This window comes from Coleofasciculus sp. D1-CHI-01 (genome assembly GCF_040218875.1).
Taxonomy (GTDB): Bacteria; Cyanobacteriota; Cyanobacteriia; order Cyanobacteriales; family Coleofasciculaceae; genus Coleofasciculus.
In genome coordinates this window covers 1-17,603 of sequence record NZ_JAVJQP010000052.1, presented here as the reverse complement: position 1 = coordinate 17,603, position 17,603 = coordinate 1, and the positions used below count along the sequence as shown (strand labels likewise).

Below are 17,603 nucleotides of genomic sequence, written 5' to 3'. Positions count from 1 at the left end.
AACCCTTAAGTAGCAAAGGCTCTAACAGAATCAAAAGCCTGTTTTATTAGAATTGCTTTTTTTAATCTCCATGATTCTTGCGTAGCAAGGATTATGGAGATTATTTTTTAGTATTTTATCATAGCTAGTCTAAAAGAGCCGGAAATATTTGAAGGTGTTCATCGCAGCTTCAAATTTGTTATTTTGACGTTTGAGAAGAATGGCATCACTCAAGAATTTCCAGCAAAATTTATGCGTCATGATGTACAAGAACTTTCAAATTTTCCTGATCATGACAGTCTCTACATTAATGTTAATCTAGTACACAGCCTTTCTCCTGATTCCCTCTCAGTGATGGAGTTTAAGAATGAGACAGACATTCGTATTGCCCAAAAGATGAGCAAGTTTCCCTTACTGGGGGCAAATATTCAAGGCAAGTGGAATCTGAAATTAACTTCAGAATTTCACATGACGAATGATAGCCATTTATTTTATCAAGATTTTCAGCTTGGAAGATTACCGCTGTTTGAAGGTAAAGTAATTCATCAATTTACCCATCAATGGGGGCAACCCAAGTATTGGCTTGAAGAAGAAGAAGCGCGTAAAGCTTTATTGAGAAAGCTAGAAGATAATGGACAAATATTAAATTATCAAAAATATAGATTGGCATTCCGTGAGATTGCAAGAACCACGGATATAAGAAGTTTAATCGCTACTGTACTTCCAAAATTCATTTTTGCCAACCATAAATTAATGTTATCTGATTTGGATAAATCTCATGTCACCAATCAAGAACTTTTAGTAATATGCGGTTTATTGAATTCTTTCATATTTGATTTTCTGCTTCGTCAGCGGGTTACAACATCTATTTCAATGTTCATGTTTTATCAACTCCCTGTCCCCCGTCTCACGGAAGGAGAACCCTACTTCAACGAAATAGTAGAACACGCCGCCAAACTCATCTGCACCACTCCAGAATTCGATGATTTAGCTCAAGAAGTCGGACTCGGTTCCCATAAAAACGGCGTCACCGACGAAACTGAACGCGCCAAACTTCGCGCCGAACTCGATGGTATGATTGCCCACCTCTACAACTTAACCGAAGCCGAATTTAAACACATTCTCAGCACCTTTCCCATCGTTCCCGAAGAAACCAAACAAGCCGCCCTAGACGCCTACAAAACCTTTACCCCCCTAACTGGTGACGCAGAAATTATTGACCTCATCAACCAAGGCGAAAGCACCGAATTAGAATTCAAATCTTCCGCCCGTTGGGATATGCGGGAAAATAAGAAAAATAAGGCGATGGAACAGGTTATCCTGAAAACTGTTGCAGCTTTCTTAAACACCCATCACGGGGGGACATTATTAATCGGCGTCAACGATGAAGGCGAAGTCATCGGCTTAAACCACGACTACCAAACCGTAAAAAAGAAAAACCGTGATGGCTATGAACTCTTTTTAACCAACGACTTATTATTAAAAGAACTGGGTAAAGACATCGCCCCCTACATTCATATCACTTTCCACGAAATCGAGGGTAAAGACGTTTGTCGGATTAGCCTTGACCCCTCCCCGCGTCCCGTCTATGTTAAACTCAAAGATGCTAAAAGCGGTCAAACCAAAGAATGTCTGTTTATCAGAACTGGCAATTTAACCAGCCAACTGGATAGCCCTAGCGAAATTCTCAATTATTGTCAAAATCGCTGGAATTAATATAGCATTTCCAAAGCGGGTGAGGAACATGGAAAAGGGCGCAAGCCTTGCGCCCCTACAATACAATATGATCTCTATTTACTAAACAGCGAAAAAGTCACCGCCTTGTCTCAAATCCGCTCAAACCTTCCGGTTCTTCATACTCCACCGCCACATCTTTCACCACAGCAGCAGAAGGACCCTTATGACACCAATTAATCATTTCCTCAACTCCTGATTTATTTCCTTCAAATACCGCTTCTACTCGACCATCGGACAAATTTCGCACCCAACCAGTTACACCCCATCGATGGGCTTCACTGACGGTTGAAAAACGATAGCCAACGCCTTGAACTTGTCCAGAAATGAAAACGTGGGCGCGGATTTGTTCCTGTGATTGATTCGGCATTTTATTTTAACTTCGGTTGAATACTTACAGAAAAACAAGGCATAAGCTAAGCTATTCGGCATTTAAACTTTAATGTCAATAATGGCAAAATCCTTGTATGTAGTGCGAGCATCTTGCTCGCTACTAATACCCAATTTAAATGCATAACAGCTTAGAAGACAGATTGCAGAAGAAAATCATATATAGCAATAGACATATCGATTAGGACGTTCGGCACCATTGTAGAGACGTTGCATGCAACGTCTCTACATAAATGATGTGTCCTAACAGCCATGGCGGTTGCTATAACACTTATCGGTGAGCTAGGGCGGGTTTTGTTGTTCAGTTATTTCACCAATAGCTGACTGTTTGCAGAAGTGAGCTAGGGCGGGTTTTGTTGTTCAGTTATTTCACCAATAGCTGACTGTAGTTCCTAAACCCGCCCCTACAATTGTGACTAAACCCGCCCCTACAATTGACTTATGATTTATAAATTTAACATTTATCCTTTGCTTTTGTTCAGCTTTGTTGTAATTCTTCCTGAAGAATTCGCTGATAAATCCCCGGTAAATATCGAGACATTGAATTCGTTTCAATACCATAACCCAGACTTGTCCAGGTTCCCGACAATCGCCGCAATACTGTATCCACTTTACCTTGGCGCAATTGTTGGGAAATATCCATTCCCCACGCTTGCGGATCACTCAGCCAAGCATAAACGACCGCATCCTGATATTGTGGCTCAAAGCTATAGTTACTCCACCAAAATAGTTGCCAAGGCTGAGGATGATAACGTCTGGCTTTGTTATACCAAGTTGTGTTAATAAACTGATATCGTCCGGCGGCGGTGGTACAATTACCCACATTGGGACCTGCGACAATCGGCACACAGCGGTTAGGATGATCGGTCAAATCCCAGACATGTTCTCCTCCATACAAGACCGAATAAGGTTGAGACACATTTGCCTCACTTGCGGAAATTGTTCGCATCAGCGCCCGAATATAAGGATCACCGCCTCGCATGACTAACGGTTGAGTCCCCTTTTCACCTCTGGAATTATTAAAACTCCATTCCCCTCGTTGATATGCTTCACGCAGTTCGAGGAATAGGATCATTAAAATAAGGATATTAATCCATTTAATTAGACGTTTCATAACATAAGGCTTAAAATTCGCTCCCATAGACGGTAGAGACGCTGCATGGAACGTCTCTACGGTTGGATTAGGCAACATTGGCGAATAGTTCTTGCCAACTGCGATCGCTCGCTTCTGGACGGGCAATCACTTCTACAATCTTATTACGTGCCTCGTCTTGAAAGAGCGCCTCGACGCAAACCTGTGCCACTTTCGTGCGGGGGATACTCCCATCAAATAGTGTATCTGCTGATGACATGACCACAGGATCAGGCGTATCTTCGTTTTTCAGCCCCCCAGGTCGGACAATGGTATAAGTTAAGCCACTTTTCTGGAGGTACTCCTCAGCCTGCTTTTTCCAAACCAAAATTAACCAAAACAAATTTAGGGGATGTAACAGTTGAGAGACGCAAAGTGAAGAAACCATGACAAAATGCTCAATACCCTTGGCTTTGGCAATATCGATCAGGTTCTTCGTCCCCTCATAGTCCACTTGGTAAGGTTCCGTGGGGTTAAAGCTGGGTGTAGCACCTGTGGCACAAAAAACCACGGTGCTATCTCCCACAGCAGCGCTGAGACTCTCAGGCTTCAATACATCCCCAACGACTAACTCGGCTTCAGGGGGCAAAATTTCCTGCCCTTTCTCCAAGTTACGCACCAAAGCGCGGACGGGGATATTGCGTTTGACCAGTTCATTGACGATTCGGCGTCCTGTTTGACCTGTCGCTCCGGCGACCAATGCTTTCATCTAAAAATTTCCTTCAACAGTGAGAGTTGACGGCAAGATACACAAGTTATGCTGTAAAGAGCCAGTATTTTTTGATTCGATTCCTTAACATTCTCTTTTCAATTCTATAAATTATCAATGAAGTTTTACCAGATGTGCAGATTTATACCGTAAATTCGTGAAGATGAAAGAGAGAATGAACAACTGCCAGTGGGCATCCTAGCAATAGGCACCAACCCGAACTGACACCGTGGAGCAATTATGCAGTCCCAATTCCTTAACCAGCAACCCATCACAATCGAGCCAGTGCATCTAGATACCCAATCGACTTTTACCGAGCCTGAGAGAGACGAGTCCCAATCATGCCAATTAGCGCCTGAGTTGACTCAGTTTTACGGTCACTTCCAAAATGGTGTAGAGATGTATGCCGAACCGGAACGAGTAACGGCTTATCTGGATACTCACCAAGAATGGTTTCGTGACTGCGCCCAGCCGATGAAGGCTGAACCGATTGGAGCCAATGGTTATGCTTTAGCGATTGGGCGTTTTGGGTCATTCGGCTACGAAGTTGAGCCAAAAATTGGGCTAGAACTACTTCCGCGCCAGGATGGGATCTATAAGATTCAGACGATCCCCGTCCCCGATTACAATCCTCCTGGCTATGAGGTTGACTTTCAGGCGACTCAAGGGTTTGTGCCGATTCCAACTCACGAGTATTTTTCTGAGCAACAGCTTAAGGGACTAGAACTTCCCCCCACTATTACCCGTATCGAGTGGGAGCTTGATTTAAGCGTTGGTGTACGGTTTCCTAAGTTTATCCACAAGTTACCCCAGTCTTTGATTCAGAGTACAGGCGATCGCCTGTTGCAGCAAATTGTCCGCCAAGTGTCTCGCCGCCTAAGTCACAAAGTACAGGAAGACTTTCACAACCGGATGAATATCGCGATCCCCAAAAAATTAAAGCGACGTTGACGTCACTTGTCATTTGTCATTCGTCATTCGTCATTCGTCATTCGTCATTCGTCAAGTCGGGGCGGGTTTAGTTACATCTGGGTGTAACCGAAAAGATAGTAGTGAAACCCGCCCCTACATAATTTCCTCCAGCTCCCCCATCTCCCCCAGCTCCCCCAGCTTCCCCAGCTTCCCCAGCTTCCCCAGCTTCCCCAGCTTCCCCAGCTTCCCCAGCTCCCCCGGCTCCCCCAGCTTCCCCGGCTCCCCCAGCTTCCCCGGCTCCCCCAGCTTCCCCAGCTTCCCCAGCTTCCTCATCCCCCCTGGGTGGCGATAAATTCCCGTAGCCGCAGCAAATTCAAGGTTTGACCGAGATTTAACGGCAACATAGATACGCCTTCTAAACGAGACTGTACCCATCCTTCACCCCAACACCATTCGTGATAGCCATCGATTCCCTGGCTCAATAGCAGTCGTAACCCGTAAGACTCAGCTACCTCTACCTGATGTTGGATAGCAACCGGACCAATCCAACTGGTAAAGGTTACTCCGGAATAGAGTTGTTCGGGTAATCCAGGGGAAAGGCGTTGAGTCGGTAACCACTGGCGCAACTTCTCTGAATGCAGCAGACTGTCTCGGATAACAGTATGGGGAGCTTCGAGTTCAATGCGGAGGTGACTTTGTTGAAAGGTTCCCAACATAATCTGTGTCCAAAAACAATAGGTCTGTTGCTCAAGAGTGTAACTCTCGATATTACATTATATTAATCCTTTTAATCGTTGTCGCCAGGGAAGGTACACTCGCGAATCCATCACCGACTATCAACGGTGCGATCGCGCTTTATGCCAACGACCCAACCTAAAATAAAAAGGGAGTATGTAAAGAAGTGTAAGGTTTATCCATGGCTGATCAGTTAATTCGCGCCACAGCAGCAGAAGGGGGTATCCGAGCCGTCGGTGTGATTACCACGCGCCTCACCGAAGAAGCCCGCCAGCGCCATCAGCTTTCTTATGTGGCAACGGCTGCCCTAGGGCGCACAATGTCATCTGGCTTATTGTTGGCGTCTAATATGAAGCGGGAAGGGTCAAGGGTGAATATTCGGGTCAAGGGAAAGGGTCTCTTGGGTGGAATTTTGGTTGATGCGGGCTTAGATGGTACGGTTAGAGGGTATGTGGATAACCCTGCCATTGAACTACCGCCCAACGAATCTGGCAAACTCGATGTTGGCGGTGCAGTTGGGCGTGACGGTTATCTGTATGTGATCCGAGATGTGGGATATGGCTATCCCTATTCCAGTACAGTAGAACTGGTGTCGGGAGAAATTGGCGATGACATTGCTCATTACCTGCTCACATCTGAACAAACCCCATCAGCACTGATTGTGGGTGTATTTGTCGGCGCTGATGGCGTAACTGCATCGGGAGGGCTATTAATCCAAATCTTACCGAAAGCAGCTAGAGACGAGTCTTTAGTGCAGATTTTGGAATCTCGCATCGCCAAGCTATCCGGATTCACACCCCTGTTGCAGGAAGGTAAAACGTTACCGGCTATATTTGAACAGATATTGGGTGATTTGGGTTTGGTGATTCTGCCCGAAATCCAAATGGTACGGTTTGACTGCGGTTGCTCGTTTGATCGCGTTTTAGGAGCGCTGAAGATGCTAGGTGAAGCCGAACTTCGGGATATGATTGAAAAAGACGAAGGCGCTGAAGCAACTTGCCACTTCTGTGGGGAAGTTTACCAAGCGAGTGGCGATGAACTGGCTCAACTGATTCAGGATTTAAAAGCTGAGTCCGTTTAATCGAGATTGAGTTAGGGGAATTGGGAATGGGAAAGGTAAGAGTTGATTGGCTCTAGTCTGCCTTTATAGATAGGAACACCAATTTGGGTAGTTTTCTCCCTGGGAGGTATGGCGTTAGTGATTAGATATAAGAGCAATCATTCTCATCTTAAGGGCAATTGTCCTAACTCCCATTCCCGATCAAGTCTCAGGGAGAATATAGCGTTTTCTGTCTAACGAGAGTAGTATTGCAACAACTGAGGGTGCTATAAAACCCACAGCATTAGGCTTAGCGAGTGGTGGAGTGAGTTATGACTAAAAATCGAAAAATGCCCGATCATTGGTATGCTACTCGGTCTTCCCAATCCAGTTGGAGCCAGGATTGGCAACACCAGAGGAATGCTGTTGATCCTCATCGGGTCGGACATTCAACCTCTCATCGTCAAGCCACTCCCCAACCAGTGACGACGAAGCCAGCCCCACCCTCTCCTCAACAGCCGAAAGAACCAAAACGACGCTTTACATTCGGTTGGGCATTTTGGGTAGTGGTGATTATGGTGGTTTCAGGGGGGATGGGATTTGCCTCTGTTGCCCTTTTGCTGAAGCTACCAGCCGTGCCAAATTGTCCCTCAATTTTTTGGCCCACAGCTTCGGCATCGGTACGTATCTATTGCGCCCAGCTTGCGGCAAATAAACGCACCACCAAGGATTTGTTAGAAGCGATCGCACTCATCGATGCTTTACCGAAAGACCACCCCTTGCGCCCGGAAATTAATCGCCATATCGAAGAGTGGTCTGTCGAGATTTTAGCCATTGGCGAAGAAAAGTTTCAAGCCGGTCAGCTAGAGGAAGCGATTGAGATTGCCAACCGGATTCCTAGAGATGTTCCGGCGTTTACGCTAGTCAAAGAACAAATTAAGGCATGGGAAACGCTGTGGAAAAAGGCTTCAGGGATTTATGAACAAGCCGAGGAACAGCTGAGACAGTCTAATTGGACATTAGCATTTCGCGAAGCGGTCAAGCTGACAACGATAGATAATCAGTATTGGGCAGCTGTCAAGTACAACCAACTCGTGGATCTGATTCAAATTGGACGAGACGATAGTCAGAAGCTGGATGAAGCTTATAAGCTAAGTAAAAGTGGTCGCGTCGATGATATTTTAAAGGCGATTGAAGCAGCCGAGAAAATCACGCCCAAGAGTTTTGCCTACAAAGAAGCTCAAGATTTAATTGCCGAGAGTGGGAATAAATTACTCAAACTAGCGACAAGCCGCTTAGAACAACGGAACTGGCAAGGGGTGTTAGAGATTGCCAATAAGTTACCCGCTAGCGTGAAATTACCAGACGTTAAGGCAGATTTAATTGACTTAGCCAATGCCATATCCCGTGCTGAATCGGGAAGCAGTGGGGATTTGGAAATCGCGATCGCGTCGGTTCAGAAATTGGGTGCTGATCGTCCTCTATATGATGAAGGTCAGGAATTAATTGATCGATGGCAACGGGAAATTGAGGACGTGGCTCGACTGGAACGGGCGCGGACGTTTGCCAGTTCGGGGCTAGTGAGTGATTTGCAGATCGCGATCGCAGAAGCCAAACTGATTCCCAACCGTAATCCCCGCTACCAGGAAGCGAGGGCGGAGATTAGCCAATGGACTCGTCAGATCCAAACCATAGAAGATCAGCCCTATCTGGATCGCGCCACCCAACTTGCCAGCTTTGGCGGAGTCCAATCCTTACGAGAAGCCATCCAAGAAGCCCGTCGGATTGTCCCCAATCGCGCTCTTTACTCAGAAGCACAGAGTAAGATCAAAGACTGGACGCGCACGGTTCAACGCCTAGAAGACCAACCCTATCTTGATCAAGCTCGTACCCTTGCCAATTCCGGCAATCTTTCGGCTGCGATCGCGGCGGCTGAACAAATCAAATCCGGACGGGTACTCTATGGGGAAGCACAAAGCCTCGTTAAGGGCTGGAAAACAGAAGTTTTGGGACAACAGCGCTTGCAACAAGCCTATCAAGCTGCCACTCCCGGTACCCCCGACGCCATTGTGGAGGCAATTCGTTTAGCCAGACAAGTTCCCAGTTCCGCCAAGGTTAGAGGTGATGCCGTCTCGGCGGTTAATCGCTGGAGTTATCAACTGTTGGCTCTGGCTCAAGATCGAGCTGCTATTAGCTTAACTGAAGCGATTCGACTGGCGAAAATGATTCCTTCGGGAACTGAAGCCTATAATGCGGCTCAAGTGCAAATTCAAGGCTGGCAAAAGATTTTAGAACCGCCTCCTCCTCTTATCGTGGTTCCTCCGAGTACAGATGCTCAACCTGCACTCGAACCACCAGAACATGAATTGCCTCTGGATAATAATTAAGCGGTTTAATATTCTGGGCGCAAGAAAGCATGAAAAAACAAAGAAAGAGTTAGAGCAAGAAATTGCGGGGCTTCCGAACCAGGTAAATTCCGACTTATTCAGCAGCTCCTAAGTAGGTGGACACAATTAAAGTGAACGGTGGAGAACTCGCTCCCTTGAGAAGCAAGCTACGTCCTTTGTAAGGGTTTGAGGACTATTTACAAAACTTGTCGGAGCGTGCTGTTTTCTTTTGTCCAACTACTTAGAATATTAATTAGAGGTAGATAAAAATACTGATATTGGGGGTGGGTGCAATGGGACAAATGCCTCAAACCAAATCGGGTAGGGAATGGCAGAGTCTAGGGCGTTGGTGTGCGATCGCGTCTTGTTCTCTGGTGGGGGCAATCCTTGGCACTGGGGTTATTTTATCCCCAGCATCCCTGAATGCACAACCGATTACTCCTGCGGCTGATGAGACGGGAACGGTGGTGACACCGAATGGGACTCAACTGGATATTACAGGGGGTCGTTTGTCAAGGGATGACGCGAATTTATTTCATAGTTTTGAGGACTTTGGATTAGATGCGGGTCAAATTGCTAACTTTTTATCGAATCCTAAGATTAGGAATATTTTCGGGCGGGTGGTTGGCGGTGATGCTTCAATTATTAACGGGTTGATTCAGGTAACTAACGGCAATTCTAATTTATTTCTGATGAATCCGGCGGGGATTGTGTTTGGGGAAAATGCGCGGTTGAATGTCCCAGCAGATTTTACAGCGACAACAGCCACAGGGATTGGTTTTGGTGAGGGGAATTGGTTTAATGCGTTTGGTGGGAATGAGTATCAGGATTTAGTCGGAAATCCCAGTGGTTTTGCTTTTGATTTGGCGCAACCCGGAAGCGTGATTAATGCGGGGAATTTGGCGGTAACTGAAGGGCATAATTTAACGCTAATGGGAGGTACTGTTATCAGCACCGGGGAATTGGCTGTACCGGGAGGAAATCTGACAATTGCGGCGGTTCCGGGGGAAAGTTTGGTGAGGATTAGTCAACCGGGACAATTATTGAGTTTGGAAATAGCACCGCCACGGGATAGCGAGGGAATATTGCTTCCAGTTGCGCCATTGGATTTAGCAACATTGTTAACGGGGAGTGATGAAACAGGGGAGACAGGGTTAAGTGTTAATCCCGATAATACGGTACAGTTAACCGAGTCTGGCGCGACTATACCAAATGAAGGAGGAATAGCGATCGCTTCTGGCACTCTTGATACATCTAATGTAGGGGCGCAAGGCTTTGCGCCCTCACCACGTATTGGCGGTGAGATTAATGTTTTAGGTAATAAGGTAGGACTCTTTAATGCCAATATTAATGTTTCTGGTACTGACGGTGGCGGGATTGTAAGAATTGGTGGCGATTATCAGGGACAAGGTACGGTTCCGAATGCCTTACGCACATTTGTCAGCAGAGATTCGGTAATTAATGCTGACAGTTTACTCAATGGAGATGGCGGTCGTGTTATTGTCTGGTCTGATGAAGTAACTGGATTTTATGGGAATATTAGCGCTCGTGGAGGGAGCGAGTTAGGAAATGGGGGTTTTGTTGAGGTATCAGGAAAGGAATCGTTAGCCTTTAGCGGCATGGCTGATGTAACTGCGACAAATGGTAAAGATGGAACAATACTTCTTGATCCGAGGGATATTATTATTGAACCTGATGATGGGCTAGTTGATGATAATACTCAGGTAGCCGATAGTGAAATTCTCTTGGCTGATGGCGGTGCAACCACTGACTTTTTAGTTGATGACACAGCACTCACTGCCTTAACTGGAAATATTCTTCTTCAAGCACAGCGAGATATTATTGCGCTTGAGGATGCAGACTTGAATTTTGTCAATCAAAGCTCAGGTACTACCGTTACGTTGGAAGCCAGCAGGGACATTAAACTCAATGAAGGAATAACAACTAATGGTGGTTCTATTGATTTGAAAGCAGGACAGAATATTTCTATACAAAGTCTTCAGCTAGCATTAGGTTTTTTTACAGGTATTGATATACCGACTGATGTAGGATCTATCACTCTTAATGCAAATGGTGATATCACCGCTACAAGCATTAGCTCAGGCGTACTTCCTGGGGGGATTACAGGTAAAAAAATTACTATTATAAGCAGTAAAGGAACAATTAATGTTAGTGATTTTCACTCTGCTGGATCAGGCGATTTGACTCTTACAGCGGCTGGTGACATTGTAATAACAGGCAATATTTTGAAAGGGACTAATGGGGGAAATGTTGCTGGTGGTGATATTATCATTACCAGTTTTGAAGGTAAAGTTGACACTTCTGCGGCATTAATTCAATTAGGTGCTGCCTTTAGAGTAAATGGTGGGGATCTAACTATTACAGCCGCTAGCGATATTACAACAGGTGAAATCTTCGTAAATGATCAAGGCGGTATTACCCTTAACAGTGGCGGAGCTATTAACACAACTTTAGGTACTATAACAACAGCAAATATTGGTGCTGGTGGTGATGTTTTTCTCTATGCTGCTGGCGACATTAAAACCGCTGGGATCAATACGTCTGCTAACATGGGCGGAGATATAATCCTCACCAGTGGTGGAACAATTGATGCCACAGCAGGTATTTTAAATGCGGCGGGTGGTGAAAATGGCGGTAACATCACACTCAAAGCACCCCGCGATATTTCCACAGGTGAAATCACCTCATTCTTGAGTGGTTTTAGTGGCAATAGTGGCAACATCAGTATTACTAGCGAAAATGGCAATATCGATACCAGCCAAGGCGCACTCATTACCGCATCAGCATTTGGCACTGGCGGTGATATCACCCTTGACGCAGCAGATAGCATTACCGCCGCTCAAATTGATGCCTTTTCTGAAACGAGTACAGGTGGAGAAATCCAACTCACTGCAAATAACGTCATTACTCTCGGAGGTGATATTGCAACAAACCAAAATAACCTTATTTTTAACGGTTCAGTTATCCTCGCTGACGATATTTCTATCACCCTATCGGGTATTGGTGACATTACCTTCCACGACACCATTGATGGAACTCAAAACCTCACCCTACAAACGGAAAACGGTATTATTGAATTTAACGATATTATCGGTGGCTCAACCCCTCTCAACAATTTAATCGTTCAAGGCAATATTACTGATAACCCAATCGGAGTCAATATCACAGCTATCAATAACATTATTACCGATAATCTCACCTCACCCACAGGCATTTCTTTTACCAGTACCCGTGGACAAATCAAAACCGGAGATTTAACGTCACCCGCAGGTATTTCCCTTACCAGCAATAGCGGACAAATTGAAACAGGTATTCTTGATTCTTCTCACCTTAGCGATGGTGGTGATATTACTCTCAACGCCCGTGGTAATATTCAAGTTAGCCAAATTAACGCTCAAAGTCTGGGTGATGGTAGCGGTGGAGATGTCGATATTACCACCCCCAGTTATTTCCAAGCCACCGACTCCTTCATCGACCAAAATAACATCAACGCCAGTATTTCTGTCGCTGGGGGTGACAACGGTGGAACCATTATTATTCGCCACGGCGGAGACGGTGATATTCCCTTTATTGTCGGAAATTCTGATATCAATGGCACAGCAGCCGCGATTACCAGAGGCGATGATGCGGGGATACAGACAATTGAACCTACTAGAGACTATTTCTTCACCCATAAACGAGATAGAAATCGGATTCAAATTATATCAATTCTGGGCGCTGTACCTCTACCACCAACGCCCATCCCTGTGCCAGAACCAACACCCAAACTAAACTTAGATCAAAATCCCATTGAGTCGTTAGCCCTTCGGGTTGGGGATACGTTAGACGCCGCTACTACGATTAACCAAGACCCAGAAACCGGAAACTACAATATTAGCTGGAGATTTCCTGGCGAACAACCTATTAATCTCAATGTTAACAACCCCCTCCCGCCACTCGAAGTTATCCCCCAAGATGATGTTGTCGCTGAAATCGACCAACTTTTTGAAGATGAATTTGAAGACTACTTTGGCGAAGACTTAACCAATGCCAACGTCACCGCCGAAAACTTACGGGAAACCCTGAAAACCATCGAACAGCAAACCGGAAAACGTGCGGTTGTCATCTATGCCCGTCATCTGCCAGAAGGATTGGAATTGGTATTAGTTTTACCGGAAGACAATTATATCCGTAAACTGGTTCCCGCCGCTAATATTACCACCCTAAACAGTACCGTTAAGGAATTTCAGAAGAGGGTTACGGATATTACCGAATCCCGTGGCTACCTCCCCGCCGCCCAACAGCTTTATCAATGGTTAATCGCCCCCCTGGAATCCGACTTAGACGCCTTAGATATTGATACGCTTATCTTCTGTATGGATGCGGGATTAAGTCAACTTCCGATGGCGGCGTTACACGATGGCAAGCAATTTATGATTGAAAACTATAGCATTGGTTCCATTCCCAGTATTAGCCTCACCAACACCCGCTATAAACCCGTTAAAGATGCCCAAATTCTCGCCATGGGCGCGACTGAATTTTCGGATTTAAGCGCATTACCCACAGTCGCCACCGAATTAAAGATTATCACCCAAACCTTGTGGACAGGGGAATCCTTCCTCAACGAAGAATTTACCCTCAACAATCTGAAAACCGAAAGTCGCCGCCAACCTTTTGAGATTATCCATCTCGCCACCCATGCTGAATTTAATGATGGTAATCCGAGTAATTCTTATATTCAATTGTGGGATACGAAACTGAGACTCAATCAAGTGCGCCAACTGGAATGGTATTTACCCCCGCCTATCGAATTATTAGTCCTCTCAGCCTGTCAAACCGCCCTGGGAAGTATTGAAGCTGAATTAGGATTTGCGGGGTTAGCGGTACAAACTGGCGTCAAGTCGGCGGTAGCTAGTCTGTGGTATGTGGGCGATGAAGCGACGCTGAGTTTAATGAGTGGATTCTATAATCAATTACGCCTACCGGATATCACGATTAAAGCCGAAGCCTTGCGTCAGGCGCAACTGGCGATGTTAAGGGAACAGGTGTATTTTGAAGGAGGGAAATTAACCGGAATTGAGGCGTTAGAGGTTGAACTTCCTGGATTGGGAAGTCGGGCAAATCAACGGTTATCCCATCCTTATTATTGGGCAGGATTCACGATTATTGGGAGTCCGTGGTAGATGGATGATCAGATAATATCAAACTGTAGGGGCGGGTTTAGGGACTAATGTAGGGGCGGGTTTAGGGACGAATGTAGGGGCGGGTTTAGGGACTAAATTCAGCTATTCACCGATAACTGAAAAGCAAAACCCGCCCTATCTCACCGATAACGGAACTTCACCCTCATCCCCTAACCCCTTCTCCCATCAAGGGAGAAGGGGAACAATTTCATGATTATTCAGCCGGGTTAACAAACAGATCAACAATTAAATAATATCAAACCGTAGGGGCGGGTTTAGAAATTTAATTAAGGAGATTACCGATAAATTTTGAACAAAACCCGCCCGCCCCAACCCTTGTTCACAAATAATATCCCCAGGATTGGTGGGTTACGGCGGATAGAGAATTAAAGGGTTATTGACATAATTTAATACCGCCTAACCCACCCTACAATTACGGGTGACAAATGAAAGACTTCCTCAAAGTCCCCCTTTTTAAGGGGGATTTAGGGGGATCTCAAGGTTAAGAATTGGTGGGTTACGGCGGATAGAGAACTAAATGGTTATTGACATAATTTAATACCGCCTAACCCACCCTACAATTAGACAAACAAGACAAAACAACCAATGATCAATTAATCATCTATCGCTTCAATGTCACCCGCGATCGCATCGGGTGGCAAATCCTCTAAACCCATTGATTTTAATAGGGTTTCCCAGGTTGAGGGGAGGCGACGAAGCGGGGAGATATCCTGGGGTAGATCATACCATAGATTATGTTCAATTAATAGGTCAATCTGTTGGGATAAAGGGGCTTGCTGTATCTGTGTCTCTAAGTCTTGGTTATCCAGCCGTTTCACCCATCCCTGATGCCAAACGCGATCGCGCATGGATGATCCGGAGGATGTACAATAGAGCATGAGTTTCCAGGTGTAGCGTTGATTTGGGACTAATGGTGGCGCGGTTTTGGGTAAACTGATCTGAATTAAACCGGGGGTTGGGGGAAGGGAAAATTCCTGTCGGTAGATGGTATTTTGCTGTTCGTCTTCTATTGTAAATTTGCCGGAATGGAGGCTACTGGTTTGGTAGGGAATGTAGAACCAAAGGGTAGGATATCCGCTAAGAGTGTAGCCCGAAAATTCCCCATTCGTCAGGGGTAATAAAGGAGTAAAGGGTTGATCTGTTTTCTCACAGGAACCCCGAGTTCCACCGGGTTTTCGTTCTTCGGCGGGTTCGCTGTCTGGTGGGGTTGGTGGATCATTGGTAGGGGATGGGGTTTGATTGATTGGGGTGGAGGTGATCAGAATTAAGCTGAGAATGAGTGGAAGGTTTGGGGAAATCATTGTTTTTTTACTCCGGGTTTGAGGTTGGATAGTTGGGTGTTTTTTTAACGCAGAGGGGCGCAGAGGTTAACGCAGAGGGCGCAGAGGGGTAGGCGTAATTGATGTTCTATTGATGTTGATTGGGGTTGGGTTGATGTTTATGGGGGTTGGTGTTATATAGGTTGGTGTTTCCATAAGAATAGGTGGGTGATTAGATGGGCAAAAATAGAGGGGGTGAGGGGAAGAAAAAAATGAATCGTGATAAAAATAATAAAACTAACTCCCCCAATACTAATTAAAACCATTCCGCTGGCGATTCCTCGATAGATTAAGCGGGAAATGCGCCAGTTGATGAGTCCGGCTGATAACGCCCAAGTTCCAATCCAAATAGTTTCTATCCACCAGGGGGGAAACTGAAGTAGGGGACGTTTATCCGCAACGGCGCTAATCAGTTGACTGATTTTATGGGCGTGAAGGTGTAAGCCGCGAATCTCTTGATTATCTGGCGTTTTAAAGTAATCCTTGACACTGGGATCAGTCACGCCAATTAATATAATTTTGTCTTGAATCAAGTCTGGATTTACTTGATGATTGAGTACCTGAGTCAGGGTTACCGTTGCGGCAATTTTCTCGCTGCGGCGATAGTTGAGCAGGATTTGGTGTCCTTTGACTTGGGATGCGGTATAAAATCCAGGGTTCTGGTTGAGAATGTTGAAGCTAATTTCGCCAATTTGCCATTGTTTGGCGGTAGGAAAGTCAACAGAAAAGCCCTGATTCTGTAAATAACGCAGGGCGATTTGGGAACTAAAGGAATAGTAGGCGGAACAGTTGGAAGGTTGAGGCGGATTCATGGCTAAAAGATGACGGCGGACAATGCTATCGGAATCGGTAATCACATCACTAAATCCTAAACGCTTGTCGGGAATTTCCGGTGGTGGTGAGATACCTTCGGGATCATTCTGATTGGGATGGGTACAAATCGGAATCACGCGATCGCGTGTTTTGAGATACTCAATTAATTCCGCTTGACCTTTGCCTTCAGGTCGGTCACGATAGATATCTAAACCGATAAGTTGGGGCTGATATTGCTCTAAGGTTTGCAATAATTGCCGCATTGTGCGATCATGCAGTGGATATTCGTTGCCTAAATTGGCGATATCCTGGCGAGTCACCTGTACCAGCAATAACCGTTGATCCGGTTCCTCTGGCTGACGCGATCGCCCAAACCAATCAAACGTCTGGAATTCCCAAGATTGCCATACACCCAGCGATCGCATTCCCATTACCAATACCGTTACCCCCACCGTCGCGGCGATTACCCGCCACCGAGGAAGGGATGGCGAGGGAGAGGGAATCGACTGAAGCTGTTGATTCACCCAATGGCGATCAAAAACAGAGGCGTAAATCCGATTCGCCACCTGCAACTGTCCCCCCCGCTTCACCACTAATCCCGATAACTGTAATTGCTGCTGCAAATTATTCTCATCTGCCGGAACTTTCTTCCGTTTTAGTATCCGGTGATACAGCGTTAATAACGGTTGACTATCTTGATATCCAGACAAGACGCGATCGCGAATCGTCCGCAAATGTTCAGGATTATCCTGAGACAGCCAGTTATTGAGAATGTGCGATCGTACCACCTGATCCACAAGGGATTGGGGATTGGAGGAAAATTTGACCCTTCGCTGCGATCGAGGGAAAGAGACGTAGCATGCTACGTCTCTACATGACTGACACACCAACCGACATACCTTTTGCGTCAGAAACGGTTGTCCCCCTGTCCAATTTAATATAGCTTGAAGTACCGCATCAGGATAACGAACCTTTCCCTCTAATCCCCCAACTAAAGGTTTCGCCCTGAAGGGGTGACAAGCAGCTCAAAAGCTTGACAGGAAAAGCGTTTCACCCCTCTTCCCCTCAAAAAGAATGTAAGTTATTGACAGGCTTATTGAGAATGAATACGTGAATGAGAATGATAATCATCTAGGTGACTCACAGCGAGTCTGTTGGTTATTTTTAATCCTTAAATGTTCCCCCAAAGCAGCACCCAGCAAGGGTCACAGGGTTTTGGTGTCGGCGTGCGATACGTGAGAGCCGTCAAG

General features: G+C 45.8%; 13 protein-coding genes. 6 read left to right on the top strand and 7 right to left on the bottom strand.

Going from position 1 to position 17,603, the window contains the following annotated elements:
• Nucleotides 1-231 precede the first annotated feature (231 nt).
• Nucleotides 232-1,695 carry an AlbA family DNA-binding domain-containing protein gene (locus RIB93_RS10060; RefSeq protein ID WP_446372651.1) on the top strand — a complete coding sequence of 488 codons (1,464 nt, stop codon included), beginning with the start codon at nt 232-234 and terminating at the stop codon, nt 1,693-1,695.
• Between the two features lie 97 nt (nt 1,696-1,792).
• Here the strand turns inward: RIB93_RS10060 and RIB93_RS10055 are convergent, their stop codons facing one another.
• The 3 genes from RIB93_RS10055 to RIB93_RS10045 all read right to left on the bottom strand — a co-directional run bounded on the left by RIB93_RS10055 (nt 1,793) and on the right by RIB93_RS10045 (nt 3,944).
• Nucleotides 1,793-2,083 (bottom strand): acylphosphatase, encoded by a 291-nt coding sequence (locus RIB93_RS10055; RefSeq protein WP_446358417.1) that lies wholly within the window; start codon nt 2,081-2,083, stop codon nt 1,793-1,795.
• A 498-nt stretch (nt 2,084-2,581) separates the two neighbouring features.
• Nucleotides 2,582-3,217 carry a glycoside hydrolase family 24 protein gene (locus RIB93_RS10050; protein ID WP_446372652.1) on the bottom strand — a complete coding sequence of 212 codons (636 nt, stop codon included), beginning with the start codon at nt 3,215-3,217 and terminating at the stop codon, nt 2,582-2,584.
• Between the two features lie 67 nt (nt 3,218-3,284).
• Nucleotides 3,285-3,944 carry an SDR family oxidoreductase gene (locus tag RIB93_RS10045; RefSeq protein WP_446372650.1) on the bottom strand — a complete coding sequence of 220 codons (660 nt, stop codon included), beginning with the start codon at nt 3,942-3,944 and terminating at the stop codon, nt 3,285-3,287.
• A 240-nt stretch (nt 3,945-4,184) separates the two neighbouring features.
• Between RIB93_RS10045 and RIB93_RS10040 the strand changes: the two genes are divergently transcribed.
• On the top strand, nt 4,185-4,895 hold the full coding sequence (locus RIB93_RS10040; RefSeq protein ID WP_446372649.1) for a DUF1997 domain-containing protein: 711 nt from the start codon (nt 4,185-4,187) through the stop codon (nt 4,893-4,895).
• Between the two features lie 114 nt (nt 4,896-5,009).
• Here the strand turns inward: RIB93_RS10040 and RIB93_RS10035 are convergent, their stop codons facing one another.
• Together RIB93_RS10035 and RIB93_RS10030 are read right to left on the bottom strand one after the other, a co-directional pair.
• Nucleotides 5,010-5,189 (bottom strand): hypothetical protein, encoded by a 180-nt coding sequence (locus RIB93_RS10035; protein ID WP_446372648.1) that lies wholly within the window; start codon nt 5,187-5,189, stop codon nt 5,010-5,012.
• A complete protein-coding gene (locus RIB93_RS10030; RefSeq protein ID WP_446372647.1) occupies nt 5,186-5,572 on the bottom strand; it encodes a hypothetical protein in 387 nt (128 codons plus the stop codon). The genes RIB93_RS10035 and RIB93_RS10030 overlap by 4 nt, the downstream gene beginning before the upstream one ends.
• Before the next feature lie 5 nt (nt 5,573-5,577).
• Here RIB93_RS10030 and RIB93_RS10025 point away from each other — a divergent pair, with 5 nt between their 5' ends.
• The 4 genes from RIB93_RS10025 (at nt 5,578) to RIB93_RS10010 (ending at nt 14,200) form a co-directional block, all read left to right on the top strand.
• Nucleotides 5,578-5,733 (top strand): hypothetical protein, encoded by a 156-nt coding sequence (locus tag RIB93_RS10025; protein WP_446372646.1) that lies wholly within the window; start codon nt 5,578-5,580, stop codon nt 5,731-5,733.
• Nucleotides 5,734-5,772: 39 nt separating this feature from the next.
• Entirely contained in the window at nt 5,773-6,672 is a 900-nt protein-coding gene (hslO, locus tag RIB93_RS10020; protein WP_446372645.1) for an Hsp33 family molecular chaperone HslO, read from the top strand.
• A 290-nt stretch (nt 6,673-6,962) separates the two neighbouring features.
• Entirely contained in the window at nt 6,963-9,017 is a 2,055-nt protein-coding gene (locus tag RIB93_RS10015; RefSeq protein ID WP_446372644.1) for a chromosome segregation ATPase, read from the top strand.
• A gap of 302 nt (nt 9,018-9,319) precedes the next feature.
• Nucleotides 9,320-14,200, top strand: coding sequence for a CHAT domain-containing protein (locus RIB93_RS10010; RefSeq protein WP_446372643.1), 4,881 nt, complete (start codon nt 9,320-9,322; stop codon nt 14,198-14,200).
• A gap of 614 nt (nt 14,201-14,814) precedes the next feature.
• Here the strand turns inward: RIB93_RS10010 and RIB93_RS10005 are convergent.
• Together RIB93_RS10005 and RIB93_RS10000 are read right to left on the bottom strand one after the other, a co-directional pair.
• On the bottom strand, nt 14,815-15,522 hold the full coding sequence (locus tag RIB93_RS10005; RefSeq protein ID WP_446372642.1) for a DUF928 domain-containing protein: 708 nt from the start codon (nt 15,520-15,522) through the stop codon (nt 14,815-14,817).
• A 152-nt stretch (nt 15,523-15,674) separates the two neighbouring features.
• Entirely contained in the window at nt 15,675-17,150 is a 1,476-nt protein-coding gene (locus tag RIB93_RS10000; RefSeq protein WP_446372641.1) for a CHASE2 domain-containing protein, read from the bottom strand.
• Nucleotides 17,151-17,603: the final 453 nt, after the last annotated feature.